The organism is Marinomonas sp. 63XJN7_9_ISO-PGPR-S23-217 (genome assembly GCF_056173515.1).
In genome coordinates this window covers 4,665,001-4,691,679 of sequence record NZ_CM149678.1, presented here as the reverse complement: position 1 = coordinate 4,691,679, position 26,679 = coordinate 4,665,001, and the positions used below count along the sequence as shown (strand labels likewise).

General features: G+C 43.9%; 21 protein-coding genes. 8 read left to right on the top strand and 13 right to left on the bottom strand.

Annotation, left to right across the window (positions count from 1 at the left end):
- Positions 1 to 5 precede the first annotated feature (5 nt).
- From AC0VYI_RS21820 to AC0VYI_RS21805, 4 genes are all read right to left on the bottom strand, one after another.
- The gene (locus tag AC0VYI_RS21820; protein WP_475445557.1) at positions 6 to 959 is read right to left on the bottom strand and encodes a TAXI family TRAP transporter solute-binding subunit; all 954 of its coding nucleotides are present in this window, start codon (positions 957 to 959) and stop codon (positions 6 to 8) included.
- A gap of 99 nt (positions 960 to 1,058) precedes the next feature.
- On the bottom strand, positions 1,059 to 2,156 hold the full coding sequence (locus AC0VYI_RS21815) for an ABC transporter substrate-binding protein (protein WP_475445555.1): 1,098 nt from the start codon (positions 2,154 to 2,156) through the stop codon (positions 1,059 to 1,061).
- Positions 2,153 to 3,574 carry a sensor histidine kinase gene (locus AC0VYI_RS21810; RefSeq protein WP_475445554.1) on the bottom strand — a complete coding sequence of 474 codons (1,422 nt, stop codon included), beginning with the start codon at positions 3,572 to 3,574 and terminating at the stop codon, positions 2,153 to 2,155. The genes AC0VYI_RS21815 and AC0VYI_RS21810 overlap by 4 nt, the downstream gene beginning before the upstream one ends.
- Positions 3,567 to 4,238, bottom strand: coding sequence for a response regulator (locus tag AC0VYI_RS21805; RefSeq protein WP_475445552.1), 672 nt, complete (start codon positions 4,236 to 4,238; stop codon positions 3,567 to 3,569). The genes AC0VYI_RS21810 and AC0VYI_RS21805 overlap by 8 nt, the downstream gene beginning before the upstream one ends.
- A 251-nt stretch (positions 4,239 to 4,489) precedes the next feature.
- Here AC0VYI_RS21805 and AC0VYI_RS21800 point away from each other — a divergent pair, with 251 nt between their 5' ends.
- On the top strand, positions 4,490 to 6,202 hold the full coding sequence (locus AC0VYI_RS21800; RefSeq protein ID WP_475445550.1) for a thiamine pyrophosphate-dependent enzyme: 1,713 nt from the start codon (positions 4,490 to 4,492) through the stop codon (positions 6,200 to 6,202).
- A gap of 46 nt (positions 6,203 to 6,248) precedes the next feature.
- Here the strand turns inward: AC0VYI_RS21800 and AC0VYI_RS21795 are convergent, their stop codons facing one another.
- The 3 genes from AC0VYI_RS21795 to AC0VYI_RS21785 all read right to left on the bottom strand — a co-directional run bounded on the left by AC0VYI_RS21795 (position 6,249) and on the right by AC0VYI_RS21785 (position 11,338).
- A complete protein-coding gene (locus AC0VYI_RS21795; RefSeq protein WP_475445548.1) occupies positions 6,249 to 8,033 on the bottom strand; it encodes a glycosyl hydrolase family 28 protein in 1,785 nt (594 codons plus the stop codon).
- A gap of 279 nt (positions 8,034 to 8,312) precedes the next feature.
- Entirely contained in the window at positions 8,313 to 9,686 is a 1,374-nt protein-coding gene (locus tag AC0VYI_RS21790; protein ID WP_475445546.1) for an aminotransferase, read from the bottom strand.
- A 227-nt stretch (positions 9,687 to 9,913) separates the two neighbouring features.
- Complete coding sequence (locus AC0VYI_RS21785) at positions 9,914 to 11,338, bottom strand: aldehyde dehydrogenase family protein (RefSeq protein WP_475445544.1); 1,425 nt, start codon at positions 11,336 to 11,338, stop codon at positions 9,914 to 9,916.
- Between the two features lie 138 nt (positions 11,339 to 11,476).
- Between AC0VYI_RS21785 and AC0VYI_RS21780 the strand changes: the two genes are divergently transcribed.
- A complete protein-coding gene (locus AC0VYI_RS21780) occupies positions 11,477 to 12,325 on the top strand; it encodes a response regulator transcription factor (protein ID WP_199478587.1) in 849 nt (282 codons plus the stop codon).
- Between the two features lie 64 nt (positions 12,326 to 12,389).
- On the opposite strand, the gene AC0VYI_RS21775 is transcribed toward AC0VYI_RS21780, so the two are convergent.
- Positions 12,390 to 13,208: a helix-turn-helix transcriptional regulator gene (locus tag AC0VYI_RS21775; protein ID WP_199478588.1), complete on the bottom strand. Its 819-nt coding sequence runs from the start codon at positions 13,206 to 13,208 to the stop codon at positions 12,390 to 12,392.
- A 436-nt stretch (positions 13,209 to 13,644) separates the two neighbouring features.
- Here AC0VYI_RS21775 and AC0VYI_RS21770 point away from each other — a divergent pair, with 436 nt between their 5' ends.
- Both AC0VYI_RS21770 and AC0VYI_RS21765 read left to right on the top strand, forming a co-directional pair.
- Positions 13,645 to 14,979, top strand: a complete 1,335-nt coding sequence (locus tag AC0VYI_RS21770; RefSeq protein ID WP_199478590.1) for a glutamine synthetase family protein — start codon at positions 13,645 to 13,647, stop codon at positions 14,977 to 14,979.
- Positions 14,980 to 15,285: 306 nt separating this feature from the next.
- Positions 15,286 to 16,020 (top strand): glutamine amidotransferase-related protein, encoded by a 735-nt coding sequence (locus AC0VYI_RS21765; RefSeq protein ID WP_475445541.1) that lies wholly within the window; start codon positions 15,286 to 15,288, stop codon positions 16,018 to 16,020.
- 145 nt (positions 16,021 to 16,165) lie between these two features.
- On the opposite strand, the gene AC0VYI_RS21760 is transcribed toward AC0VYI_RS21765, so the two are convergent.
- On the bottom strand, positions 16,166 to 16,378 hold the full coding sequence (locus AC0VYI_RS21760) for a hypothetical protein (protein ID WP_475445539.1): 213 nt from the start codon (positions 16,376 to 16,378) through the stop codon (positions 16,166 to 16,168).
- 25 nt (positions 16,379 to 16,403) lie between these two features.
- Entirely contained in the window at positions 16,404 to 16,904 is a 501-nt protein-coding gene (locus AC0VYI_RS21755; protein WP_475445538.1) for a nitroreductase family protein, read from the bottom strand.
- A gap of 325 nt (positions 16,905 to 17,229) precedes the next feature.
- On the opposite strand from AC0VYI_RS21755, the gene AC0VYI_RS21750 reads away from it, so the two are divergent.
- Entirely contained in the window at positions 17,230 to 18,006 is a 777-nt protein-coding gene (locus AC0VYI_RS21750) for a ferredoxin--NADP reductase (RefSeq protein ID WP_475445537.1), read from the top strand.
- Between the two features lie 156 nt (positions 18,007 to 18,162).
- Here AC0VYI_RS21750 and AC0VYI_RS21745 read toward each other — a convergent pair whose 3' ends face one another.
- Complete coding sequence (locus AC0VYI_RS21745) at positions 18,163 to 18,738, bottom strand: porin family protein (RefSeq protein ID WP_475445535.1); 576 nt, start codon at positions 18,736 to 18,738, stop codon at positions 18,163 to 18,165.
- Between the two features lie 594 nt (positions 18,739 to 19,332).
- On the opposite strand from AC0VYI_RS21745, the gene yghU reads away from it, so the two are divergent.
- Positions 19,333 to 20,193: a glutathione-dependent disulfide-bond oxidoreductase gene (yghU, locus tag AC0VYI_RS21740; protein ID WP_475445533.1), complete on the top strand. Its 861-nt coding sequence runs from the start codon at positions 19,333 to 19,335 to the stop codon at positions 20,191 to 20,193.
- Positions 20,194 to 20,279: 86 nt separating this feature from the next.
- On the opposite strand, the gene csiR is transcribed toward yghU, so the two are convergent.
- Positions 20,280 to 20,981, bottom strand: coding sequence for a DNA-binding transcriptional regulator CsiR (gene csiR, locus AC0VYI_RS21735; protein ID WP_475445531.1), 702 nt, complete (start codon positions 20,979 to 20,981; stop codon positions 20,280 to 20,282).
- A 292-nt stretch (positions 20,982 to 21,273) separates the two neighbouring features.
- Here csiR and glaH point away from each other — a divergent pair, with 292 nt between their 5' ends.
- Both glaH and lhgO read left to right on the top strand, forming a co-directional pair.
- Positions 21,274 to 22,260 (top strand): glutarate dioxygenase GlaH, encoded by a 987-nt coding sequence (gene glaH, locus AC0VYI_RS21730; protein WP_475445529.1) that lies wholly within the window; start codon positions 21,274 to 21,276, stop codon positions 22,258 to 22,260.
- A 56-nt stretch (positions 22,261 to 22,316) separates the two neighbouring features.
- Positions 22,317 to 23,525, top strand: a complete 1,209-nt coding sequence (gene lhgO, locus AC0VYI_RS21725; RefSeq protein WP_475445527.1) for an L-2-hydroxyglutarate oxidase — start codon at positions 22,317 to 22,319, stop codon at positions 23,523 to 23,525.
- Positions 23,526 to 23,553: 28 nt separating this feature from the next.
- Here the strand turns inward: lhgO and AC0VYI_RS21720 are convergent, their stop codons facing one another.
- Positions 23,554 to 26,439 (bottom strand): bifunctional diguanylate cyclase/phosphodiesterase, encoded by a 2,886-nt coding sequence (locus AC0VYI_RS21720; protein ID WP_475445525.1) that lies wholly within the window; start codon positions 26,437 to 26,439, stop codon positions 23,554 to 23,556.
- Positions 26,440 to 26,679: the final 240 nt, after the last annotated feature.

Here is a 26,679-nt window from a genome sequence, read left to right as displayed (position 1 = left end):
CTCTCCTACTGCTTATTCATTTCATCGAAATATTTTTTCGCACCAGGGTGCAGTGGAATGGGCGTATTGGGGGCGGTTTTCAGGGAGATTTTTTTCGCCAATGGATGCACTTTTCTTAACATATCGAGGTGATCAAAAATGGCTTTGGTAATGTTATAAATTTTCGTTTGATCGGCTTTGCCACTGGTGAACAGAACCGCAGGATCATTGATCATGGTGACGGCTTTTTTCTGATCTGGGTAGGTGCCTGCGGGTAAAGAGTAAACTTGGTAGAAAGGGTATTTCTTGATCAACGCATCGATACTTTCTTTACTGGCTGACAAGAGTGTCATGTGGCGTTGTGAGTCCAAGTCAATCAATGACGCTGTTGGCGCGCCAGCCAAAACGACAGCGGCATCTACTTGGCCATTGATCAAGGCTTTTACTCCTTCTGTATAGGATAAAAAGCGCGGTGTAATGTCTTTAAACACACCATATTCTTTAAATAAGCGCGTGGCTAAAACAGCGGCGTTACTGCCTGGAGGTCCCATGCTGACACGTTTGCCTTTTAGATCTTTAAAATCTTTTACTCCTGTGCCCTGAATGGTGGCGACTTGTAAGACCGCCGGATAAAGGTAGGCGATAGCCGCCACATCCAATTTCCCGCTTTTTTTAAATGGGCCAATGCCCTGTTTGGCTTCATATAAGGTGGAAGAGGAGGATAACCCCAGCGTCATTTGACCTGCGGCCACACGATAGTTGTTTTCGATTGATGCGCCTGTGACTTCGGCGCGGGCGGTGGCGTTAGGCATGTATGTATTGATGATTTGGGAAATGCCTGCCCCCATGACGTAAAAGAGACCACCTGTCCCGCCGGTACCAATAGAGATTCGTTCTGTGGCAAGGGCTGGTGTGGCGATCAGTGTGCTGCAAAGCGCACCAACGATAACGGCTTTGTTAAACCATGCTTTCATAGACATAAGATGCTCCAAGAATCGATATTATTGTTATTTTCCTTAGGGCAGTGTATGACAGAAACCTTTCACGAACCTTTCATGGGGCTGACAGTTTGCTTGTCATTATTGAGACAGTGGCGTAGAGGAACCTAAAGCCTCATCCCATTCATCGTAGATGAGCTGCTTTTTAGCGGAGTCTGTTTGGATCAACAGTTCAAGGCCTAAAGGAATCGGACGGAAAATACCATGAGGCAATTTTTGTAAGGCCTGACGACTATTCTGCCCCGTTATATGACGATCTAAAGGTGTGATGCCAGAGGCTTCGAGTAAGCTTTGCCCCTGATGAGACAGTAAAAAATCGATAAAAGATTTGGCGGTTTTGGGGTGTGTTGTCTGTCGGTTGATAAAAGCAGTTCGCATGATAATGCTTGTGTAGTCGGTGGGCATTAAGGTGACAATCCATGGGTATTTTTTGCTCCATTGAAAGGCATAAGAACCAACAAGATTGTAGGCAATAAATAGGTCACCTTTTAACAAGGCTTCAAGCATGGTGTGCGTGTCGGTATAGAGTTGCGCTTTATGATTGCCAAACGCTTCTAATAAGCGCCCATAGGTGCGAGATTGCTGGCTATCGTATGACCAAGCCAAATAGCCAAGTCCGACTTTTTTGATATCAAAGAGGCCGATTTTGCCGTCTAAAAGATGGTCTTTGTCCCGTATTAAGGTGAGTAATTGTTCGCGGCTGGTGGGCAGCGGGGAACCAGTAAGAATGTCAGTATTGATGACCATTACAATGGGCTCATAAGTAAAGCCGAAGAGTTCCTGTCGCCATTGTGAATCCATTGGTAGAGACTGAGGCGGCGGTGAGTCGTTGCGTAAAGCGAAGCCATCGTTGACCAGCTTAAATTGTAAATCCATGGCAGGACTCATCATAATGTCTGGCCGGTCCTGTGGGGCGTCTAAAAAGGTCTGGTAAAGGGCATTGGTATTCAACTCGGTATATTGAATCTGAGTATGAGGATGTTGCGCTATAAATGCCCTAAAAAGAGGGGCAATTAGGGCGTGATCTAGCGCACCGTGAACCGTTAAAAGGACGGTTTGCTTGGCTAAACTTGGGTAGCTATAGGTGTCGGTGGTATTGGAAGGCGAGGGAGTGGACGGGTGCGATTCAGCCCCAGAGGCGATAAAACAGCAAAACAAAAAAGCTAAGTAATATTTCATTGTTTTGATTCCTCAACGCAAAGGAACACAATCTCAACAATTAACCCTGTCGGTTGATTATCTTTTAGGTGAAAGGTGGCTTTGTGGTGCTCTGCTACCTCTTTGGCAATGGAGAGACCAATCCCCGAACCGGCCGCCACATTATCCGCACTTCTGTAAAAATACTCGAAGATATGAAGTTTATCCTCATCACAGACACCAACCCCCTGATCCCGTATTTGCAGCGTTGTTTGGTTGGACAGTGCTGTTGATTGGGTCATCAATTCAACTTCCACCGTGCCATGTTCGGGGCTGTATTTAACGGCGTTTTCAATGATGTTGTGCAGCATTTGTTTGAGGGCAAATTCATCTCCCAAAATATTGGTTTTAGCGTCACCTACGTAAGCAATTTCGACGTGTTTTTCTAATGCCCAGACAACAAGTTCGCGGCAAGTGTCTTTGATTAACTCATCCAAAGATAGGAGTGAGAAGGGGTGACTTTGAAAGCGGTGTGTTAGGGTGGCTCTGTTTAACAATTGATTGACGGTTTGGGTCAGCAATTGGCTGCTTTCTAATATGTTCTCCAGTTGTTGTTTTCTAAGGGCCGCATCTTTTTCATCTAAGGCATTTTGGGCTTGTGAGATGAGCCCGGCAAGCGGCGTTCTAATCTGATGGGCGGACTCGGCCGTGAAGCGTTCTAAACGTTGTAAGGTGTTATCGAGCTGGGCCATAAAGTAATTAATACTACCGACTAGTGGCGCAATTTCGCTTGGCACATGGATATCTAATGCCGACAGATCTAAAGAAGAGCGTTCGGTTATCGCTTGCTTGATGGATTGAAGAGGGCGCAGCACTTGCCAAATCACAAACAGTAATAACAGCATGGTGATAATGAAAAAGACACTAACAAACTGCAGGGCGATTTGGTTGAACTCTTTAGCGGCTTTTGCGCGGGCTTCCATGGTTTGTCCCACGATCACAAATACGGTTTTGCTCTTATCCGCCTCCAGCAATCGCTTGCTTAAAATAATAAAACGCACCCGCTCACCACGGTAGTTTGATTCATAATAAAGGGGCTTTATCGGTTGATTCTGTTGCGACTCTCTGATGAGTTGGGGAAAGGGAATATCCGGTAAATCTTTGTAGCCAGTCAAAACTTGGTACTGAGTATTCATAATGGAATAGAAGGCTCGGTCGGAGCTGGATAACGACAGGGTCTCAAAGGCCGATATGGGTAAGTCGATGATGACTTTGCCGTTAACTAAGGTGATATTCTCCGCCATTTGCAATGCCGCGCCGTAAAGTAGCCGGTCATAGGATATTTTTGTGGTGCGGTTGGCATAAATGTGTGCTCCCCAGAGCGCGAGGCTACTGATGAAGAGTAAGACGATGAAGGTCATGACTAATAATTGTCGACGCAACGATCGAGTTTTAATCATGCCTTTTTTCCAGTAGGTAGCCCAATCCCCTAATAGTACGAATCTTAAAGTCGCTATCATGGAGCGATTTACGAAGACGGGCGACGTAGATTTCGATAACGCTGGTGTTAGGGTGATCGTCAAAGTTGTAGAGATGTTCGATCAATGCTTCTTTGCTGAGTACTTTACCCGTGTGCGTCATAAAGACTTCCAGTAAACGAAACTCTCGCTGTTTGATATCAATAGGCGTGCTATTCACTGTGACTTTACAGGCGTCCAGATCAAGCGAGACGTTGCCATATTCAATGGTATTGAGGGTTTGTCCATGACTTCGACGCAGTAAGGCTCGGCAACGTGCTTCTAATTCGCCAAAATCAAAGGGCTTAGTCAGGTAATCGTCGGCCCCCAAATCGAGCAGAGTAATTCTGTCCTCCACTTGGTTACGAGCCGTGAGAATGATGACGGGGGTATGAGCGTGTTTTTTTCTGAGGTTTGCCAGGATGTGATTGCCCGTTGTATCTGGCAAGTTGAGGTCTAATAACAATAAGTCGTATTGTTGTAAATCCAACATTTGTTGGGCGGTTTTACCGGTTGTGGCGAGATCGATGCCGTGGCCCATTCGACTCATTCTTTGGCAAATGGCTTCACCGAGAATTTTATCGTCTTCTACTACTAAAATTCGCATGATTCATCACTTTTTATTTACCCTTCATAAGGCTTTGTTTTTATATTTTTCGTCGTTACTTAGCGTATCTTAAGATAAAAAATGCCCTAATACCTATACATTCGCATAAAAACCGCTTCGCTTGTCTGTTGACCGCCTCTTACTTTTTCCCTATTTGAAGATATGTAGATAATATCAACTTTAGGGTGCAGGCTGGATGCGAATAGCCCATTATAAAAAGCATCTATCATGACCGTAAGGAGTAAGTAGAGATGAGCAAGTCTGTTTCCGATATCATTGTTGATACCCTAAGTGAGGCGGGTGCTAAGCGCTGTTATGGCATCGTTGGTGATACCATTAACCACTTTACTGACGTTCTCAGTCGGTCTGATATTGATTGGGTGCATGTACGCCATGAAGAAGTGGGGGCCATGGCCGCTGGTGGCGAAGCTTATATGACGGGGCAGTTAGCATTGTGCGCAGGAACATGCGGTCCAGGCAGCTTGCACTTCATTAATGGTATTTTCGAAAGCCATCGTAACGGCTCGCCTATGGTGTTGATTGCTTCTCAGGTGGATCGTCGGCAAGAGGGTCTGAACTTTCCTCAAGAAGTGGATCAAAAAGCCCTTTATGATCAATGCTCTGTGTTTTGTGAACGCATTTCCCATCCAGACCAAGCGCGCCGCATTACGGTTCAAGCGGCGCAAGCGGCATTGGCAAAAAACGGGGTAGCGGTGATTGTCGTCAATGGCGATATGTTCCAAGAAAAAGTGACTAATGATGTCAATTGGCGGGTACATACCGCTAAACCAACCATTCGTCCTAACCCTTCTGAAATCGCTGAATTAGCCACCATGATTGACAAGGCAGAGCGGGTTACCTTGTACGCTGGCATTGGCGCAAAGCATGCCCGTGAAGAATTGATTGAGCTGGCGGAGTTATTAAAAGCACCCATTGTTCACAGTTCACGCTCGAAAGAATTTATTGAGCCTAACAACCCTTATCAAGTAGGAATGACGGGGATTTTAGGCAACCGTGCGGGGATGGAGGCGGTCATGGATTGTGACTTGCTAATCTGTCTTGGCACCGATTTCGCTTATAGCCAGTTTTATCCAGAGAAAGCTAAGATTGTTCAGATTGATATTGATGCCAGACATTTAGGCAAACGTAGCCCCATCGATCTTGGTCTAGTGGGGGATGTGGCGGATTCTCTCCAAGCTTTGTTACCAAAACTTACGCCGAAAAACGATCAAGCCCATTTAGACAAAGCGTTAACGCAATGGAAAAAAGACAAAGCGGAGTACGTGCAAGAGGCGGAATCTGGACAATCATTGATCCATCCACAAACCGTCGCTCATACCTTGGATAAACTGGCAGCAGACGACGCCATTTTCACGGCTGATGGTGGTTCGCCTATGGTGTGGTTATTACGCCATTTAACTGCGACGGGGAAACGCCGTTTTTTAACCAGTCTGCTCCACGGCACCATGGCCAATGCTTATCCGCAAGCGCTGGGGATTGCTAACGCTTATCCAGACCGCCAAGTGATCGCCATGTGTGGTGATGGGGGAATGAGTATGCTAATGGGGGATTTATTAACACTGGTTCAGGAAAATATTCCCGTTAAATTGCTGATTTTTAACAATGAATCCCTTGGCTTTGTGGAAATGGAGCAACGTGTTGAAGGCTTGTTGGATGCCTTTACTGGTTTGAAAAATCCGGACTTTTCAAACCTAGCGCAAACGCTAGGTTTAGAAGGGTTCCGAGTGGATAAAACCGATCAGTTAGAAGAAGCCATGCAACAGTGGTTAGCCACCGATAAACCTGCTCTATTGGATGTCAGAGTCAGCCGAATGGAGTTGGTGATGCCGCCGAAGATTGAAGCGTCTCAGGTCATGTCGACGGCCATGTTTGGCATTAAAGCAGTTTTAAATGGTCGCACAGATGAAGTGGTTTCGTTAATACGTGATAACTTTGTCCGTTAAGGTCGATTATCCTGTTTGAATAAAATTGTAAGCATCAATAAAGACGTCAATCAATGTCTGGCGTCTTTGTTGAAACCTCTTTGCCATCGACGGTAACGCCGGATACATGGCGGAAATGCCAAGGGCTTGTGCCTTTTTTCAAGTGAGAAAAGGTGACGTTATTAAACTGGCTGTCTAGCAAATCTTCTATATCCGTTGGCATCACATTCTTCAGATGGACATCATTGAAATAGATATTTTTATGATAAGAAGAATGTGTAAAGCCGGTGAGGATTTGAATGGAGGGCTTTTTCCCTGCGATGCCGTCCACGGACACATGGCTAATGCTAAAGTCAGAGAACTGTGCGGGGGTAGTGGCGGGCTGATACTGGGTGACTTCGTTTGGGTCGCCATATTGAAGGGTCAGTAAAAAGGCTTGATCCGCTAAGTCTGACAGGGCCGTATTGCGAAAAATTACATCGGAGGCGCCACCACCGATGGCATCGCTGCTTTTAGCCCGCAGGCCTATATCGGTTTTTACCATGACATTATTTTCCGCCACAATATGCTTGATTCCAGAGCCTGTTCGACTGCCTAAGACAACGCCACCATGGGCGTGATAGATAAAGTTGTTAAAGAGCCAAGCCCCGTTTACGCCCTGTTCGGACGCGGCTTTAGCGCCTGCTCCTGCGGCAAAATTAATGGCGTCGTCTCCCACATCGAAGTAGCTGTTCAACACCAAGGTATTTGTGCCTCGGCTGATATCGATGCCATCACCATTGTTGACATCATAGGTTTCCACTTTAATGCTGTTGTATGTCGCGTTTTTATTGCTGCTACTGACAATCGCATGGTTTGCTGGGTTACGAAGGGTGACACCTTCAACATACAGATTGGTTACTTTTCTTAGGTAAACAAGGTTAGAACGCATGCTGCCATAGGCTTTATGAGCCGACATGCCGTGTTGAATACCGTTTTCGACTTGTGATTTGGCCAGTAAACCATAGTCCTTATAGAGCTTATTGCTGCCGTGTAAGTAGTGTGGTTGATCGTGCTGTAAATAGTTTTGATAACGATTGGCTGATTGTTTCCAACCATTTCCATCAATAATGCCGCTGCCGACAATGCGTATATTAGTGAATGTTTTACTGTCGGTAGCAGGGGATTGCAGAACATTGATTAAGGCTGAAGGGGTTTTGTTGATGATTGGGTAGTCATCAGCATGGCTTGAACCGAGCAACTTGGCACCTTTGGCGAGATGAAGAGTCATGTTGCTTTTTAGGTAAATAGCCCCTGTGACAAAGGTGCCTGCTGGAATGGTGAGTTCACAGTGTGCTGGGCAACTGGCAATGGCCTGTTGAATGAAGTGTGTGTTGTCTGTTTTGCCATCCCCTTTTGCTCCAAAGGCGGTAATGTTGCGCTGGGTAGGGCGCGGGGTGGTTTTCAGTGTTAATACTTGGCTTGTGTTAAGTATTTTGCCGTTTTTATCCAGTGCCTGAACCTGAAATTGATAGCTTGTATCAGGGGATAAATCGCTGATTTTAGCGCTTTGCCAAACGATTTTCTGGGTGAAGTCGCTTGGGTTGTTCTTGTAAAAGTGATCAATAAACGGCTTAGCAGCGGAGTAGATGTTGTAGCTTTTCGCCGGCCCGATAACATGACCGTTTTCTAAAATCTGATAAGCCTGAATGTCGGTAATATTGTCCGGTGGTGTCCAAGTCAAGAGGAGGCTATGGTCGTCGGCACTGGCGGCAGGGGATTGTAAGTTAAGCCTCTCTGCTGCTTGAGCCATGCCTGCTAGAATGGTTAGGAGAGCTAGGCCTGTTCTGATAAAAGATACGATGTATTTCATGGTCACTTAGTTATCATCCATTAGAGTTCTTTGGTTAGTCCATTATGATTAAACGAGTAATCGCGTCCTATATTGCGGTTTTTTTTATGCTTGTTAATTGAGTTTACGTTTTTATGACAGATTGTACTGTTTCTAAACACGGTACAAGTATCACAACTAGATGATTCGAGGTGAGGGGAGTTTAGGGAGAGTGACGGCTAAAGCGTGGCTGCTAAAGAGTGACTAGAGAAAAGATAAGGGCGAGTTGTTGTCGCTCGCCCTTTTTCGCTTCACTTATTCTTATAGCGCATATTGTTTTGCGGTGTAGTCAAGCGCCCGGAACATCCGTTCAATAATGATGTCAACGTCTTGTTTGCTACAGACGATTGGTGGCGCGCACACTATGGCATCTCCGACGGCGCGTACTAGTAAGCCTTCTTTAATGGCTTGGTTTCGGCAAACGATAGTGGCTGCTGCGTTGGGGGCTAAACGTTCCTTTGAGCCTTTGTGTTTGACTAACTCTAAGGCGGCGACCATGTTTTTCGCGCGCGCTTCGCCGACGATAGGGTGCGCTTCTAGGGATTTCCAGCGCTGCTCGAAATATGGACCGACATCTTTCGCCATGTTTTCAATGGTATGTTGGCTTCGCAGAATATCCAAGGTGGCGAGCCCGGCTGCACAGGCAACGGGATGGCCCGAATAAGTCATGCCATGAGCAAAATCTCCCTTGCCTTGAGCAAGAACTTCCGCAATTTTGTCAGATATCATCACACCGCCGAGGGCTTGGAAACCATTGGTGACGGCTTTGGCAAACGTCATCAGATCCGGCTTAAAACCATAGGTCTGACAACCAAACCAGCTACCTGTACGGCCAAATCCGCAGATGACTTCATCACTGATCAATAAAATGTCATGTTCGTTACAGATGCGCTGGATTTCTGGCCAGTAAGAGTCTGGTGGGATAATCACACCACCGGCCCCTTGAATAGGCTCAGCGATAAAAGCTGCGACCTTGTCTTCGCCAAGTTCTTCGATTTTCTTCTCTAGCTCACGGGCGGCTTGTAGACCAAATTCTTCTGGCGTTAGGTCGCCGCCTTCACCGAAATAGTAGGGTTGTTGGATGTGGTGTACATAATCAATTCCGGTGTACTGATCGTGCATGAAGGTCATGCCTGATAGGCTAGAAGCGGCAACGGTACTTCCATGATAGGCATTGTTACGGGCGATAAAGTGCTTTTTCTCTGGTTTGCCAAGAATCTGATAATAGCGATGGACGATTTTAATGTTGGTATCGTTTGCTTCTGATCCAGAGTTGGTGAAAAACACATGGTTTAAATGGTCAGGAGTGACTTGTGCCATGGCTTCCGCCATTTTCACTGCTGTGTCATTAGAGCATTGGAAGAAGTTGTTGTAGAAAGGCAGCACTTGCAGCTGCTCATGAATGGCTTCAACAATTTTTGGTTGGCTGTAGCCAAGGTTACAGCACCATAGGCCTGACATGCCATCAAGTACTTTACTGCCTTCTGAATCATAAAAATAAATATGTTCACCACGGGTGACGATTCGGCCACCACTTTTTTGATACGCTCCCACATCAGTAAAGGGGTGTATGTGGTGGGCTTGATCTAAAGCGCGTAGAGCCTCTGTTGTGGGCCCTAGAGGTTTGTTGCTCATGGATGCTCTCCTATGACAATAAGGTTCGTTTGCTTAGGAGTGCTCCCCTTTAATGGCAAACAAGTGAAAGTCGATAACGACTCGATTAAGGTATCATTGTCGCTTATGGTATCTACAAAAGGGATCGGTTGGGATTACCCTTTTAGGTAGGGAATGGCAATGCACTCACCAGTATGGTGAGTGCTAGGATTACTACAGATGCCAGTGGTAAGACTGAGCTTAAATGCTTATTGGTAACCGACAATACCTTTGATTTCTAGAAAATCGTGGAAACCAAACTCGCCCCATTCACGTCCATTACCGGATTGTTTGTAGCCGCCAAATGGTGCGCGTGGATCGAAATCATTACGGTTGAGATAGACGGTACCAGCGCGCATTTTTCTCGCTACAGAACGGGCGCGTTCCAAACTGCCCGATTCGATGTAAGCGGCCAATCCATAAGGCGTATCATTGGCAATTTGGATGGCTTCTTCTTCGCTGTGGTAAGGAATGATACAGAGTACTGGACCGAAGACCTCTTCTTGGGCAATGGTTGAATCGTTACGTACGTTAGCAAATGCGGTAGGGCGAATAAAATATCCTTTATCTAGACCGTCAGGGCGACCAGTACCACCGACGATCAGTTCGTTACCGGCATCAACGGCGTTTTGAATCATGCCATTGACCTTGTCAAATTGCAGTGCGTTGGATAGGGGGCCGATGTCAGTGTCTTCCGATAATGGATCTCCGACTCGAGTATTCAAGGCGGTCTCTTTGACCAATTGTACTGCCTGATCGTGAAGGGCTGCGGGTACTAGCATGCGTGTTGGGGCGTTACATGATTGCCCAACGTTACGGAAACATTGCTTGGCTCCCCAACGAACTGCGCCCTCGAAATCGGCATCGTCTAGGATCACAAAGGGAGATTTGCCGCCCAATTCCAGCGACACACGTTTGATATTATCTGCCGCGGCTTTAGATACTTGTACCCCTGCACGGGTTGAACCCGTTAAGGAAACCATATCAATATCCGGGTGGCTGCTAATGGCGGAGCCGACCTCTGGTCCATCCCCATACACCATATTAAATACACCAGCTGGGACGCCTGCTTCATGGAGAATTTCCGCAAATAATTGAGCTGAAAGAGGCGTCATTTCACTCGGTTTTAGCACGATAGTACAGCCACAGGCCAAAGCTGGTGCAACTTTACAAGCAATCTGGTTCATCGGCCAGTTCCATGGAGTGATAAAGCCACATACGCCAATTGGCTCTTTTACTATGTGGCTATCGCTCAGTTCATTTTCAAAGGAGAAGTCGGCTAATACATCCCGAGCAGTGATAAAATGCAACATGCCAATGGGAGATTGTGCTGAACGGCTCATGGAAATGGCCGCTCCCATTTCGGCGGTAATGGCTTGAGCCATGTCTTCGAGGCGAGTTTTATAGACTGCAATAATACGGTCTAAAACGGCTAAGCGTTCTTCACGGCTCGTTTGTGACCAGGAAACAAAGGCGTTGCGCGAGGCGGTGACGGCTTGATCGACATCGCTTTTTTTCCCCAAACTGACTTGCGCAATGACCTCTTGCGTAGAGGGATTAATCACTTCCTTAATAGACGTGCTGTCGGATGGCACCCAAGTACCATTGATATAGAATTTATTATAGTGTTTCATGGTGTCTCTTCCTTCACGTAGCGTGTTTACCGATTGTAGCGACCTTGTTAGGTAGAAAACATACCTCCTATGGGGGAGGCGTTTTGGCAATGGATTTGCTTATTGTTTTGTATTCATATAATAAGAGCAACTGGAACTATGTCTTTTTTAGCCCTTTTTAGTCAGCACTCAGTGCGCCTATCTTCCTATTTGGGGACCGAGGCATTTGTGCCCGAAATGGTTTCTATGTTTAAAGCGCTGGTGGATATCGACAATATCACTATTTTAGCTTATCCATCAAAAACCATGCCTCGAGTGGAATACAATGAACTTCCCAATGGTCTTATACAGACCTCGATTGATAAGTTTTTAAATGGCACTTTTTTGCTTGACCCTTATTACATGGCCGCAACAAAAGCCCAAAAACAAGGGTTTTTTGCCTTGTCTGAGCTTTCCCCAGAGGGGTTTAAGAAGAGTGAGTATTATCACGCTTATTACAAAAACAGTGGTTTAAATGATGAGTGTGGTTATCTTATTTGGCTGGGCAATGATGATGCGTTTATCAACATTTCGCTAAGCCGAATGAATCAACAAGACGTCTTTGATGCTGACACTTTAAAGCGGTTAAACGATATCTGTCCGATGGTTGATTGGCTGGTAAAGCAGCATTGGACGAAAGAAATACATAGCTCCCCTTCGTTTAATTTGCGGCAGCGTTTAGAAATTGCCTTGGACGGCTTTGGCACGAGTTTGTTAACCGATAGAGAAAGCCAAACTGTGGGGATGATTCTGCATGGTTACTCCAATAAAGCGATTTCAGAGCGCCTTCATATCTCTGTTGAAACCGTCAAATTACACCGTAAAAATGCTTACGCTAAACTGGATGTGACGACGGCTGGCGAGCTATTTAATCTGTTTTTAGATTCGGTCATGAGTATTCACGACGATATGGAGGGTGATCCACTGAGTTATTATATGAACGCCAGAACCATCGTTCAGGCGCCATGATGGTTGGTACTGAGTTCCATCCATTGATGAGGCACTGTGGACGAACAAGATACTGCTCTTTTTTTTAAGCTCTGAGGGGCTCTAGCCCTTCTAAGTGCTGTAAAAACAAGGTAAAAATGTCGGCCTGATTATTTGTGTTGAGACGACTGTGGATGTTTTTACGGTGTACCTTAATCGTGCCGACACTGATACCAAGTTGGTCTGCAATAGACTTTGAAGAGTGCCCTTGTAATAGTAGACCGAGCACTTCTTGTTCTCTATCTGTTAAGACACCTTTAGCAAAGGTTTTAAGTGCTTGCTTAAGAGGACTGTTTCTCCTGACGTTATCCACATAATTTTGAGACTGGGCCAGCCAAAACTGTTGAACCAGTGATTCAATCATGGGAAAAACCATTTTCAGGTTATTCAGTTCACTGCGTAATATTGAGCCAACGGTTTTTTTGCGACCTAAGGTAATCACAAATGTGGTTGAGCGATTAAGGTTAATCAGAATGTTTATTTCGTCGACTAAATCAAATGCTTGATAACACTGTTGATAGTAACGAGTTTGCTCAAAAGAATCCGGTGCTAAATCGGCTAAGCGGTGAATGCCAGATGACACGCCTTGTTGTATGGCATTGAAGAGCGGGTCTAATAAATAAAAATTGTTAAGATAAGCATGGAGCGTCGGGCTTTCTTCTGGCGTAATCTTTGGGTGGATTAGAATGGGTTTAAAGGTTTTTTTATAAGTAATGAGATTAATATCGTCAAAATAACATAAGCCACTTAAAAAGCTTTCTAAGACACAAGGAAAACTGTGAATTCGCAAATGACTGGTAACAACGGCTAAGTCTTTCATCAAGTCTGATGGGGAGATCTGGCCGTTCTTGTATCGTTGTAACATAGGCATTCCTCATCTTGCTTTCATCACTTTTTAGACGAAAGTGTGCTGTTCGCCATAACCCTGACGGATGTTTCATTATAGAGCACATGGACTATTATTGTCTTTTTTGGGGGCTTTCATGTTGCCCTTCTTTCTTTTTCAATCCATCACACATTTTCTTAGCAAAGCTTGGGCCAAAGATAATTTTGCGGGTAAAAATCATTCTAGACCATGAGAAACATTCTTAATTCTCTTAAAAAATGCCCATGTAAGAAGAGAAATATCATTGATTTTAATAGGGAATTGACAGGTCTATTTTTAGCTTGTGGCGCGAGGGCTTTTTGTCAATGTCGAAATAACGCGCTATTCATATACCCACTAGGGGATAGTTACTCTTGATAATTGTTGAGAGTAAGGTGCTTTATAGCGGTATATAATCCAAAAGAGAGTAGTGTATATGTTAGTAAATGATGAGAAGCCAACCGAGTTTGATGTGTTTATAACGGACTTTAATGGCAACTTGCGTGGCAAACGTTTCCCAGCGGAAAGTATAGAAGAGATTATGCAAGAAGGGATGAAGCTACCCTTATCTGTTGTTGCGCTGGATAACTGGGGGAATGATGTTCTCAAAAATGGCTTAGTGTTTGAAACGGGTGATAGTGATGGGCTCTGTCTTCCCGTGCAAAATAAAGCGGTGCCTGTGCCTTGGGCAGAACAACCTCGTAAGCAAATACTTGCCATGATCCATAAACCAGATGGTTCGCCTTGTCATCTGGATCCTCGTCAAATACTTAAAAATATTGTTGATCGCTATAAAAAACTGGGTCTAACGCCTGTTGTGGCAACGGAACTTGAGTTCTATCTTTTAGATCGTGAGTCGGAAACATTACAGCGTCCCATTCCTCCTGTTGTGCGCAATGGTAATGGTCGCCGTTTACAAGAAACGGATTGTTATTCAGTGAAAGAGATGGATGGTTTGGCGGTGTTCTTCGCGGATGTGCGAGAAGCATGTAATCAACAGAATATTCCAGCGGATACGATTATTTCTGAGTTAGGCCCCGGCCAATTTGAAATTAACATGGTGCACACTGATGATGCGCTACTCGCGGCAGATCACGCCAGTATGTTTAAGCGCCTAATTAGCGGCGTGTCTAGAAAGCATGGTATGGCGTCGACCTTCATGGCAAAACCTTATCCAAATGAAAGTGGTAATGGTATGCATGTGCATTTTAGTGTGATCGATGAAGACGGGAAAAATGTCTTTGATAACGGCACAGATGAAGGCTCCGCTTTATTAAAGCAAGCGGTTGCTGGATTACTGAATCACATGGCTGACAGTATGTTGGTGTTTGCCCCTCATCTGAACTCTTATCGTCGTTTCCAAGCCGGGGCGTATACGCCAACCTTCGCAGGTTGGGGATACGGTAACCGCACGGTAGCGGTCCGCATACCAGAAAGTCCTAACGCTGCTAGACGAATTGAACATCGAGTATCGGGAGCTGATGCGAACCCATACTTGGTATTGGCGGCTGTGTTGGGTGCGGCTTTAAATGGTATTGAAAATAAAATGTCACCACCTAGTCCGATTGAAGGCAATGCCTACACGTTAGTGGACTTGTATGAAAGTCTGCCGAGCCGTTGGGATGATGCAACAGAATTTTTTAAAGATAGCCAATTTCTAAACGAATATCTCGGCGAAGCCTTTGTTAATGCTTTTTCAGCAGCCAAAGAACAGGAGCAAAACCGTTTGTTTGGGCAGATCTCAGACATTGAATACAAGTCTTACTTATAGATGTCATCACAAAATGACAAACGACGCGTCATAATTAAAGAGCCCTGAGTCAGTGTGATAAACCCTGTCTCAGGGCTTATATATTTTACCAACCGCATGGTTGCAAACCGATTCTGCTGTGTCTTTTGGTATTGTCTATATCTACTTACCTATGATTTTTTCCAGCGTTCTATTAGAGATCACACCTGAGGGAAATGCCTTAGTCACTCTCATGATCGTCGCAGTGGCACTATCTGTGCTTATTACTTTATGCATTATGTGTCGTCAAAAGCGTGTTGTGGGGTAAATTGACTAGAGGAGTAGTTAATGAAAATTGGAATCTTAGCGGCAGGGACTACGCCAGAGCACTTGAGTTCAGAGTTTTCTACCTATGCGGATATGTTTATCCAAGCATTGGAGGTCTTGCATCCTGAGGTATCCTTTGAGACTTATGATGTGCGTGATGACGAATTCCCAGAAAGTCATGTCGCTTGTGATAGTTGGTTAATTACTGGGTCAAAATCGGCTGTATATGAGAATTCTTCTTGGATGCAAGGTTTACAAGCTCTGATACGCACCATAGATGAGCATAAACAGCCTTTGGTGGGCATTTGTTTTGGTCATCAAATCATTGCGCAAGCGTTGGGGGGGCAGGTTGATCGCTACCAAGGAGGGTGGGGCGTGGGTATCCATCGATACGAAGTAATCGATCAAATGGCTCAGGCACAGTTAGGCAAAAAAAACTTTGCTGTGTGTGCGTTCCATCAAGATCAGATAGTGGAGAAACCGTCACAGGCAAAGGTGTTTGCTCGGTCTGACTTTTGTGAATTCGCGGGGCTTTTGTATGAAGATCATATTCTTACGGTACAGGGACACCCTGAGTTTTCCCGTAAGTTCGAAGGTTGCTTGTTGGATATGTACGATAACATGTTAGCTCCAGACATATTGAGTCAAGCAAGGGATAGTCTCTATAGTGAAGATCTACAATCGAGTCAAATGTTAGCTTGGATTGGGGAATTTTTGACACAACCCCGTTGCTCCGAAGAAATATTGTCCCACTGACAAAGTTGTCTCTTGTTAAGAGAAATTAATCGGCTATAACCATAGAAACGGCAGAACGCCCTAAGTAGTATTTGGGATCTGCCGTTTGTAATGGTCTATGGATAGAATGGTGAATAGATAGGTTTTTCGCTCTATCTCCGTTTATTTAGCGTTTTAAAAAGCCGCGCCCTTGTAGAAACGACAGCATGTGCTCACGCTTTTTCATTTGCACTGCCGCTGCAGTTTGTTCTGACCAGTTGCTGTTTTTCTGGCTACCGCTGCGACTTTGATAGTAGGATTCCATTTGCGCATCGTAGGCTTTGACATCAGCCTCGCAGCGAGTGCTATCGTAGCTGTCTTTGTGGAGAATAACTTCCACAGGTAAACGAGGTTTGAGATCGGGTTCAGCATCTGGCCAGCCAAGGCACAAGCCAAAGACTGGGTATACTTGGTTCTGGTAGATTCAATAGCTCGGCTATTTGGTCTGTATCGTTACGAATGCCACCGATGAATACCGCACCTAAGCCTTCTGATTCGGCACCAAGCATTAAGTTTTGAGCAAATAAGGCAGCATCCACTGTTGAAGTGATAAAATGTTCGGTATTGCCTTCTAATGCCCCAAAGCCTTGTTCAATACAAGCATACTCAACACGGCTTAGGTCAGCGCAAATGATCAAAAATTCAGCGGCGGATTCGATCCATTTCTGACTGCCAGCTAACGTCGTAATTTTTTGGCGGTTTGCTTTGTTGGTGACCTGTACTAAGGAATAGGCTTGAATAAAGCTGGATGACGCTGCCCCTTGAGCGCATTGAATCAGACGACGTAGTTGCGATTCATCGATTGGTTTGTCGGTGTACTGTCGGATGGAGCGATGAGATGACTGAGCTTCAAGAATTGGGTTCATAAAATATCGAGACTCTTTTGGTGAATTGAATGTCATCGATGTTAGTCAGTTCGCTACACTAGGTCAAAGTTGCTTGCAGTTTATACGAATTATTCCTATTTAGTAACGTATTCCCTGTGCATTTTGATGACATACTGGAATAATAGACCACGGGCTTATATGTACTGAGCATATTAACGATATCTAAATAATCAATTTAACAATGATTAGCTTGTCTTATACTATGCGTCTCCATCCTTGCCATGCTTGTTTTTGATAAAACGCATTTTACGGACGAAAGTGAATCGGTCCGTCTTATTTGTTTACGAATTTTACTGAGGTACCCATGAGTGCATTTGAAACTGAACGCGTACTAAGTGTTCACCATTGGAATGAGAGTTTATTTAGCTTTAAAACAACGCGAAATGCAAGCTTGAGATTTGAGAATGGCCAGTTTGTGATGATTGGCTTAGAAACAGATACTCGCCCTTTGGTTCGAGCTTATAGTATTGCCAGTCCAAACTATGAAGAGCATTTAGAGTTTTTCAGTATCAAGGTGCCAAATGGTCCTTTAACCTCTCGCTTGCAGCACTTAAAAGTGGGAGATGACATATTAGTCAGCCGCAAGCCAACAGGTACGCTGGTGACTCGTGATCTGCATCCAGGCAAACACTTGTATTTGCTGTCCACAGGCACGGGGCTTGCGCCTTTTTTAAGTCTAATTCAAGATTTTGAGGCCTATGAACAATACGAAAAAATCATTCTTGTCCACGGTGTTCGTCATGTTAGCGAATTGGCTTACGCTGATTTCATTGAGAATGAACTGCCAGAGAATGAGTTTTTTGGTGAACAGGTGCGTGAAAAGCTAATTTATTACCCAACCGTTACCCGTGAACCCTTCCGTAATCAAGGTCGCCTAACTGATTTGATTCGCAGCGGAAAGCTGGCTGAAGACATCGGTTTGCCACAAATTAATCCTGAGGTGGACAGAGCGATGATTTGTGGTAGCCCTGCCATGCTGAAAGACACCGCAGAATTATTGGATGAACTTGGCCTAAAAGAGTCTCCAAAAATTGGTGTGCCTGGGGATTATGTTATCGAGAGAGCGTTTGTTGAACGATAAGACTCTTTTGCTAATTTGTCTGTTGTGAATAAGCTGCTAAAAGAAAAGCCCCCGACGATTGTCGGGGGCTTTTTTCATTGAAAGCATGGTTCTTCTAAGGTGTTGTTCGTTATGGAAAGACAATAAGTCACATCCGCTTAACGTAAACTTCTGAACTTAGAAGCGGTACTCTGCACCGACTGTAGCTTGTTTAAAGTCGGTGTTAGTTTTGCCTGTGCCATTTTGTTCAATATCTTTCGCATCCATTTTAGTATCATACCAAGTGTACTGGGCATTCAGCAGGAAGTTCTCGGTTACTTTGAACCCTACGCCTGCACCAGCGAATACGCCTTTGTCATCATTACTATTATTACCAACAGCGGTTTTGTAATCGGTTCTGTACCAAAGTTGCCCCCCTTTGGCGAAGAGTTCTAGACGGTCACCCAATGGTAGGATCGCTTTTAATGCTGCGGTATAACCGTCTGTACTGGCGCTTGCCAGACTATTTCCATAATCGCCAAAGTCAATGTAGCTACCTTCCAAAGCGAGATAGGAGTTTAGACGGTAGCCAATGACCCCTTCTTTGACGTCGTTATGATCATCAAAACTGTCTTGGCCATCAATTTTTACATAGCCATAGTTACCGCCAACATAGAAACCGTGGTCATTAGTCATTGTATTTTCTGCTTGAGCCGCTGCACTGAAAGAAATTAAAGCAGCCGTGCTTGCTAGAACAGGAAGGATCTTTTTCATCGTGAACTCCTCAGTAACATTGATTTTGCTAAAAATAGCGAATTTAAAAAAACAGAGAAAATGACGTAATCGCTGTGCCTATTAGTAATAATCAACGCCGAAAAAAATTCTAGCATTTCACGGCTTAATACATGATTGATCCATCTTTATTGAAGTAAATTGTGTTTATTAAGGGTTTCTTTATAGTTTGCGGGGTAATAACCTTGTTATAAATATGGTTTTTAATGATAATTATTAATAAAAATCATTATAAAACATATAGTTATGGTTTTTTTTGTTCTGGTTTTAGGTGGTCTAGTATTAGTTGTATTGTAAAGAAGCAGTGAATCTTAGTGTCTTGTTTTTGAGAGTTTTAATGGGGTGTTTAAGCTTTAAAATGAAAATAAAAAAGGAAAAAAGAAACCGTTAAGGCAGAGCCGCTTTGATATAGAGGAGAAAAGATAGCTTAATTTAAAACTTGTTATTTTCTTGCCATTTTCTAGGGTTGAAGAAAAACTAAAATACCGCATCATGTAAAGATATCCACTGACAAACTTTTACGCATAGTAGAGTAAAACTGTTGGTTTTGCAGATAACAGTGTTTAAGGAGAGATTATGAGTTCTGATAGCAAGTTGAACCAAGATTACATTCCACCCAAAGTATGGAAATGGGACACAGAAAGTGGCGGTAAATTTGCCAGTATCAATCGTCCCATCTCTGGTTCCACCCATGATAAGAAGTTGCCCATTGGTGGGCATCCTTTACAAGTTTATTCCCTAGCGACACCGAATGGACAAAAAGTCACCATTATGCTCGAAGAATTGCTGGCATTGGGTAAAACACAAGCAGAATACGATGCTTATTTAATCAATATTGGAGAAGGGGATCAGTTCTCTTCAGGGTTTGTTGAGATCAATCCGAACTCGAAAATTCCAGCTTTAATGGATCATAGTACAACGCCTCCAACCCGTGTTTTTGAGTCTGGATCGATTTTGCAGTATTTGGCTGAAAAGTTTGATGCACTGGTCCCAAAAGATCATGGTGCAAAAACTGAATGTCGTAATTGGCTATTCTGGCAAATGGGATCGGCACCGTATTTGGGAGGCGGTTTTGGTCACTTCTACGCTTACGCTCCGACCAAAATGCAATACCCGATTGACCGCTTTACCATGGAGACCAAGCGTCAGTTAGATGTATTGGATAAACAGCTAGCAAACAATACCTATATGGCAGGGGAGGAATATTCCATTGCGGATATCGCGATTTGGCCTTGGTATGGCAACTTGGTACTCGGCAATTTGTATGATGCAGCGGAATTTCTAGATGTATCTAGCTACAAAAACGTTTTACGTTGGGCAAAAGCGATTGAGCAGCGTCCTGCGGTTCAGCGTGGGCGGATTGTTAACCGTACTTGGGGCGATGCGTATTTAGAAGAGCGTCATTCAGCGGCGGATTTTGACAGTGTTTTAAAATAAACAAGATCGTTCGAAAGGATAATGAAAAAGGCAGTGATGTATTCGCATTACCGCCTTTTTTATAGCCCACAATTGTCACCATGGGGTTAGTCAAAAGGGTGATCAATGACGGCGGTGGCTTGAAGGGTCAAACTTGGGCTGCGTATATGGTTTCGAATAAGATTTTTAGCAGTTTCTACGTCTCGCTTGAGTAGAGCATCCATCAAGGCTTCGTGTTCTTTTTTATTGGCGTCAAAGACTGCCACATCAACCATGTTCTTTTTTAGCCAAAGATTACGATAACGAGACGCTTTTTCATACAAGTTGTCTCGTACTTGGAGTAGTGCGGGAGACTGGCAGCCTTCGGCAATGGCAGAATGAAAGTCGTGATGGTACTGTTCCCAACGGTGAGGCTCTTGTTCCAGTAAGTCACTATGGATTTTCATCTTATGAGCACATGCGACGATATTGGCCTCCCATTCATCATCACCCCGTTCTATGGCAAGCTCAACACACAATGCTTCTATTTCTGAGCGAGTTTCATAGATATCAATCAGTTCCGCTTTGGAGATCGGGTGCACACGAAATCCGCGCTGATTTTCGACTACGACGAGTTGTTTTACCAGTAATTGCGACAATGCTTCACGCAATGGCCCGACACCAACCTGATAGCGCTCTTTCAAGCGTGTCATCCGCAATTTTTCGCCCGGCTGGAAGTAGCCCGTTAAAATGTCGTAGGTAAGCTTCCCCAATACCTGAGAGGCAAAATTGTCCTTGTTGTCGACTTCTTCAATGGGGGGCTGTTTCATCTCTATCGCACTCGCTTGCGTGGTGGCTCTTAAGTCCCTGTTTCAACGGGAATCGTTCTGCATTCTAAGGGAAAGCTCTGAAATAGTTAAGAAAGGATTCTTTAAAAGGATTGACGTCAATCTATATAATCGACATTATTATAAAATGTCGACATTTTATAATAATGTCGATTATTATAGTGAAAAGATTGTAGCGTCCATAGCAATCGATGGCGCTATGTTAAACCGCTCCTCTTAGGTGTCGGTTGTTACCTCATAGAATTAGTAGAACAAAAATAATAGGAGAGAGACGATGCAGACTCAAAGTAAAGAAAAAATCGCATCAAAGAAGCAAGCAGAAGCATCAATACATGCTGATAATGCATTTCAAGGATTTTCCGTCATGGATTATCCCACAAGTAAGCGGCTAAAAGTGGTGACATTGCATGCCGAGACCATGGCTGCATTTATAGCAGCGGTAGAGGAGTGGTCTGTTCAAAATATTGAATACAAACCTTTTTTACGTTTTGAAGTGGCAGATCGCTTGGATGCCATTACCGACTACACTTTAGGGGCATTTCTTAATGCAACGGTGAGAGATCGAGCGACAGGGGCTTTTCTTCTTAACTATAATGATGAACTGATTAGCGAAACAGGCGAACTACGCACCGAGCTTGATGTTAAATTGTCCACTGCTGTGTCTCACATTATTGGGCTGTCTAATTATGATGCCATGTATGGTCAATATTATGCGCGTTTTACCGTTCGCCATGTCGATAACTCTGATAGCTACTTACGCAAAGCGTATCGTCGTATGGAACTGCATAATGATGGCACGTATGTCAATGAGCGCACTGATTATGTGCTGATGCAAAAACTGAAAGAAGAAAACATGCAGGGTGGTAATTCATTGATGTTGCACTTGGATGATTGGGCTGAATTGGATAAGTTTTATCAGCATCCACTTGCGAAAAAGGACATTGTTTGGGGAGCACCAAAATCGAAAAATGTGGAAACCAAAGTGGCGCATCCCGTTTTCTTCGAAGAAGATGCCAATGGCAAGCCATTAATGCTATATATTGATCAGTTTGCCGAACCTCGTAACAAAGAAGAAGGCAAATACCTATACGAGATGGGGGAATCTTTAGAAGCGGATCCGAACTATCTGTCTGTTCCCATGCCCGTTGGAACGATGATGGTATTGCATAACCATTTCTGGTTACATGGTCGTGATCGGTTTGTTCCTCATCCAGAGCTGTGCCGTGAGTTGCTGCGTCAGCGAGGTCACTTTACGGATTAAGCGGGACGTTTGAGAGTGCCATCAACGATGTGCAATAGTAATAGATAGGGAACAAGATGGTTTACGATTATATTGTTATTGGTGGTGGCATTGTCGGTGTGTCTACTGCGTGGCAGCTGCAACAACGTCACCCTGAAAAAAAGATCTTGTTGCTTGAAAAAGAGTCTGTGTTTTCCAAGCACCAAACGGGTCATAACAGCGGTGTTATCCACGCTGGGGTTTATTATGCGCCTGGTAGCTTAAAAGCGAAATTTTGTAAGGCAGGGGTCAAGGCGACCATGGCCTTTTGTGATAAACACAATGTGCCTTATGAGCAATGTGGTAAATTGCTGGTGGCAACAACCGAGCTAGAAGTCGAGCGAATGCAGGCGTTATTCAAACGCTGTCAGGAAAATGAGCTGGATGTCGAAATGCTGAACGCTGAGCAGTTAAAAGAGCGTGAGCCAAATGTGGTGGGGTTGGGAGGCTTTTTTGTCAAAGACACTGCTATTGTGAACTATCAGCAAGTGACCACTAAAATGGCAGAAGAGTTTGTTGAGTTAGGTGGTCAAGCCCTGTTGAATCATGAAGTGGTGGGGTTAACAGAAACGCTTGATAAAGTTGTCGTAAACGCTGCGCATTATGGTGCGTTCAAGACTTTTGAAGGGCGCTTTTTGATTACTTGCTCTGGTTTGATGGCAGACAGAACCACAAAAATGCTGGGTATTCCTACCGATTTTCAGATTATCCCTTTCCGTGGCGAGTACTATAAATTGCCTGAGAAGTATAACAATATTGTTAATCATCTCATTTATCCTATTCCCGATCCGAATTTGCCATTTTTAGGTGTGCATTTAACGCGCATGATTGATGGTAGTGTGACGGTTGGCCCCAACGCGGTGCAAGGCTGGAAGCGAGAAGGATATGGTCGTATTAATATTTCCCTGCGAGATATTGGCGATATGGTTCGTTTCCCTGGCTTTTGGCGGGTATTGAAAAAAAATTTGAAGACGGGGCTGATCGAAACCAAAAACTCTCTTTGGAAACCTGGTTATCTTAAGCTCGTACAAAAGTACTGCCCACAATTAGAACTATCGGACTTGCAGCCTTATCCTGCAGGTATTCGTGCGCAAGCGGTGTTAAAAGATGGCACTTTAGTACATGATTTTTTATTTGCTGAAAGTCCTCGTAGTTTGCATGTGTGTAACGCTCCGTCCCCAGCGGCCACTTCGGCCATTCCTATTGGCCAATATATTTGCGATAAGGTCCAGGGAAGGTGTGAATAAGGAATATTGGTGCCTTCCTCATAGTGTCTTATATTTGGATATAGTGTTGTTGAAAGCTTTCTGGGTCGAGTGGTTTGCTAAAGTAGTAGCCTTGCATGGCATCGCAGCCCAAGCCCTTTAATAGGTTGAATTCGATACTGCTTTCTATTCCTTCACCAACGACTTTTAAGTTCAGTTTCTGGCACAGCTGGATGATGCTTTCGACCATGGTAAACAAATTTTGATCCTGACTCATGGTGGAAATAAATGACTTATCTATTTTTACTTCATCAATAGGTAGCTTCCACAGTGAGTTGAGAGAAGAATAGCCGGTTCCAAAATCATCAAGTGAGATGCTAATGCCTTGTTTTTGTAGCCGAGCGAGAGTCTTGATGGAGACCGCATAGTTTTTCATAAAAACCGATTCAGTAATTTCGAGGCAAATCCATTTTTTATCAATCTTGTGTTGTTCTAAAATAGCGAATAAGTCGTCTTCAAATGCCAGCTCAGCTAATTGAGTCGGACTAATATTGATGGATAAGGGGCCGCCTAAATCAAAATTAGGATTGATGGTGCGCCAATGGGCAAGATCGGAACAGGCTTTATCAATGATATTCAGTCCCAAAGCATAGATAAGATTATTTTTTTCCGCCAAGGTAATAAAGACTTCCGGACTGATAAAACCGAATGTTGGGTGATTCCAGCGGGCTAGGGCTTCCGCCCCTTTTAGCTGTTTATCGGCCCCGACTTTCACTTGATAGTAAAGGGTTATATCGCCGTTAGCTGTGTGATCGCGAAGATCCATTGTAAGAATAGTGCGTTTATTAAACGAATCTTGGTCTTTACTATTAAAAATGTGATAACGATTTTTTCCTGCATTCTTTGCTGCATACATGGCGATGTCTGCACGTTTTAAGGTTTCATTAAAATCAATGTTTTCTGTGCTTTGAGTAACAATACCAATACTGGAGGTGATGACTAATGTATGAGCATTATCAAGAACGGGTTCACCTATTCGAGAGGCAACTTTATCAGCCAGCTTATGGATAAGGTCCGGTTCAGGCTGTGCTTTGTGGGTGAAAAGGATAATGAATTCATCACCACTTAGTCGCACCACGAGATCACTTGGTCTGACACAAGCATTGAGCCTTTGTGAAATACTAATCAGTAGTTTGTCGCCAGTTTCATGTCCCATAAAATCGTTAACGTCTTTGAAGTTATCGAGATCGATGAAGAAGAAAGACACGAATGATATATCACTATCGGGATCAAGGTTCTCGATAAACGATTTTAAGTAAGAACGATTAGCAAGGCCTGTCAGGGTATCGTAATAAGCGCCTTTCTCGAGTTTATTCATCAGTAATTGGGTGCGTTTTAGACTAATAAACTCTTTGCTCTCATTAAAAAAGCATTGTAAAAATTTAGTGTCACGGGGCTCCCACTCTTTGCTTTGTCCCTCGACTTGCTGACGCCATAACGCAAAAGAGCTTCTTGGCTCGAGGTGGCGCTTGTTGTCCTTTATGACAATATCCACGGTACCAGGTGCGCCTCCCCATTGGATGGTTTTTGATACTTCTCTTCGCCCGATAAACACATAAAAATCTATAGGGCTTTGCGTTCGCATAATAGATAGACCATACATGTCTTCTAACCCAGGGATGGCACCAATATCGCTATGCAATTGGCTCGACTCATAATGCAGTGTGTCTCTGTCTGCGAATATCTGAGCCAACGTATCGGATGTCGCTTGCTCTAAAATAGAGAAGGTATGTTGCTTCAAGAGGTAGCATTTTTTATCGTATATAATGCCAATAAAGTCATAGTGAATCACACTATTGACTTTTTCTAATATGGTTTCAAACAAACTATGAGACAGATCGGCTTTTTTGGCTTGAGAAAAAACCGCTTCAATATAAGACTGAGTATTCATCAAAAAAGTGAGCTCTTTTATATTGAAGGAAGGCGTCAAATAAGAGTTGATGATTTCACCAAATAGCTTGCTTGTGATACGAAGTTGCGTGATGACTCGTTGAGAAGGCACTTTAGGCGCATTATGATGAAACACGACCATTCCCCAGAGCTTTTCCCCTTCCATAATAGATAAGGATAACGAGGCTTTTACTCCCATGTTTTTTAAATAGCTGCGGTGCACGTTCGACATGCTGCGTAATGAGGAGGCGCTTTGATCTAATGGCTCACCGTTTGGGAGGATCGAAGGGACAAGTTTCGCGGGTGTTGCGAGAACATCCGCAAAGTAGCGAATAATATTAAGTTTATATAGCTCGCGTGCTTGTTTAGGAATATCTTCAGCTGGAAATCGTAAGCCTAAAAATTTGCTATTTTCCTGTTCTGATACGGATTCAGCGACGACTTCGCCAGACCAATCAGGATGGAAACGGTACATCATAACCCGATCATACTGAGTATAACTTTGTAGCTGGTCGGTAATGGTTTGAAACAACTCTGCTTCATCGTGGACAACTTTTAACAATGCAACCATATCATCTAACTGGGAAACCAAAGTGCGGGAATTGATCGATTCCGGCGTTTTTGGCGTAAACTCCAAGCAAATCCAGCCGCGAGGAAGGTGAGCGATGCACTCCCATTGGGAGCCTTTAATTGTTTTGTCTTCTGTTAAAGGAAGGGCAACGGTATATTTTGATGACAATGAGTTTAGTTTTTCTCTTTCCTGAAAAGTGAGCCATTTTAATAGATGGCTGCCTAATAACGCTCGATGATTGATTTTTGCATCACTACTGTCCTTGAGAATACGGGAAATATTGTCAGAGTACTGAACGATTCGGTAGTCTTTTGGGTCGACAACAATTTGAAAACCATGTGGCTGAATGCTGCCAATAATTTGAATTTGTTCATTTGCACACTGCTCTGCTTCTTGTCTAGTGATTTGTCGTGTTTCGATAAGCTGTCTAGTCATTGTCTATCCGTGAAAAGTTGTGTTGAAAAAGAGACGCCGCAATCTCTTTTGTGATGTCAAGGTCATCATTGTTAAGCGTAGTCGCCGTCTATCAGAAAGAATCAGATATAAAGTAAAAATGAGCAGAGATAAGGCATTATAAGGATGGCTATAAGTGACATTATTGATGAAGTCGCCATAAACGAATATGCGCCCCATTTGCCATCTTTTTATACTATTAACCAAGATAGTAGACTAAAA

Coding starts and splice junctions, on each gene's coding strand:
- AC0VYI_RS21820 (WP_475445557.1), bottom strand. CDS start 959: ATGTCTATGAAAGCATGGTTTAACAAAGCCGTTATCGTTGGTGCGCTT.
- AC0VYI_RS21815 (WP_475445555.1), bottom strand. CDS start 2,156: ATGAAATATTACTTAGCTTTTTTGTTTTGCTGTTTTATCGCCTCTGGG.
- AC0VYI_RS21810 (WP_475445554.1), bottom strand. CDS start 3,574: ATGATTAAAACTCGATCGTTGCGTCGACAATTATTAGTCATGACCTTC.
- AC0VYI_RS21805 (WP_475445552.1), bottom strand. CDS start 4,238: ATGCGAATTTTAGTAGTAGAAGACGATAAAATTCTCGGTGAAGCCATT.
- AC0VYI_RS21800 (WP_475445550.1), top strand. CDS start 4,490: ATGAGCAAGTCTGTTTCCGATATCATTGTTGATACCCTAAGTGAGGCG.
- AC0VYI_RS21795 (WP_475445548.1), bottom strand. CDS start 8,033: ATGAAATACATCGTATCTTTTATCAGAACAGGCCTAGCTCTCCTAACC.
- AC0VYI_RS21790 (WP_475445546.1), bottom strand. CDS start 9,686: ATGAGCAACAAACCTCTAGGGCCCACAACAGAGGCTCTACGCGCTTTA.
- AC0VYI_RS21785 (WP_475445544.1), bottom strand. CDS start 11,338: ATGAAACACTATAATAAATTCTATATCAATGGTACTTGGGTGCCATCC.
- AC0VYI_RS21780 (WP_199478587.1), top strand. CDS start 11,477: ATGTCTTTTTTAGCCCTTTTTAGTCAGCACTCAGTGCGCCTATCTTCC.
- AC0VYI_RS21775 (WP_199478588.1), bottom strand. CDS start 13,208: ATGTTACAACGATACAAGAACGGCCAGATCTCCCCATCAGACTTGATG.
- AC0VYI_RS21770 (WP_199478590.1), top strand. CDS start 13,645: ATGTTAGTAAATGATGAGAAGCCAACCGAGTTTGATGTGTTTATAACG.
- AC0VYI_RS21765 (WP_475445541.1), top strand. CDS start 15,286: ATGAAAATTGGAATCTTAGCGGCAGGGACTACGCCAGAGCACTTGAGT.
- AC0VYI_RS21755 (WP_475445538.1), bottom strand. CDS start 16,904: ATGAACCCAATTCTTGAAGCTCAGTCATCTCATCGCTCCATCCGACAG.
- AC0VYI_RS21750 (WP_475445537.1), top strand. CDS start 17,230: ATGAGTGCATTTGAAACTGAACGCGTACTAAGTGTTCACCATTGGAAT.
- AC0VYI_RS21745 (WP_475445535.1), bottom strand. CDS start 18,738: ATGAAAAAGATCCTTCCTGTTCTAGCAAGCACGGCTGCTTTAATTTCT.
- yghU (WP_475445533.1), top strand. CDS start 19,333: ATGAGTTCTGATAGCAAGTTGAACCAAGATTACATTCCACCCAAAGTA.
- csiR (WP_475445531.1), bottom strand. CDS start 20,981: ATGAAACAGCCCCCCATTGAAGAAGTCGACAACAAGGACAATTTTGCC.
- glaH (WP_475445529.1), top strand. CDS start 21,274: ATGCAGACTCAAAGTAAAGAAAAAATCGCATCAAAGAAGCAAGCAGAA.
- lhgO (WP_475445527.1), top strand. CDS start 22,317: ATGGTTTACGATTATATTGTTATTGGTGGTGGCATTGTCGGTGTGTCT.
- AC0VYI_RS21720 (WP_475445525.1), bottom strand. CDS start 26,439: ATGACTAGACAGCTTATCGAAACACGACAAATCACTAGACAAGAAGCA.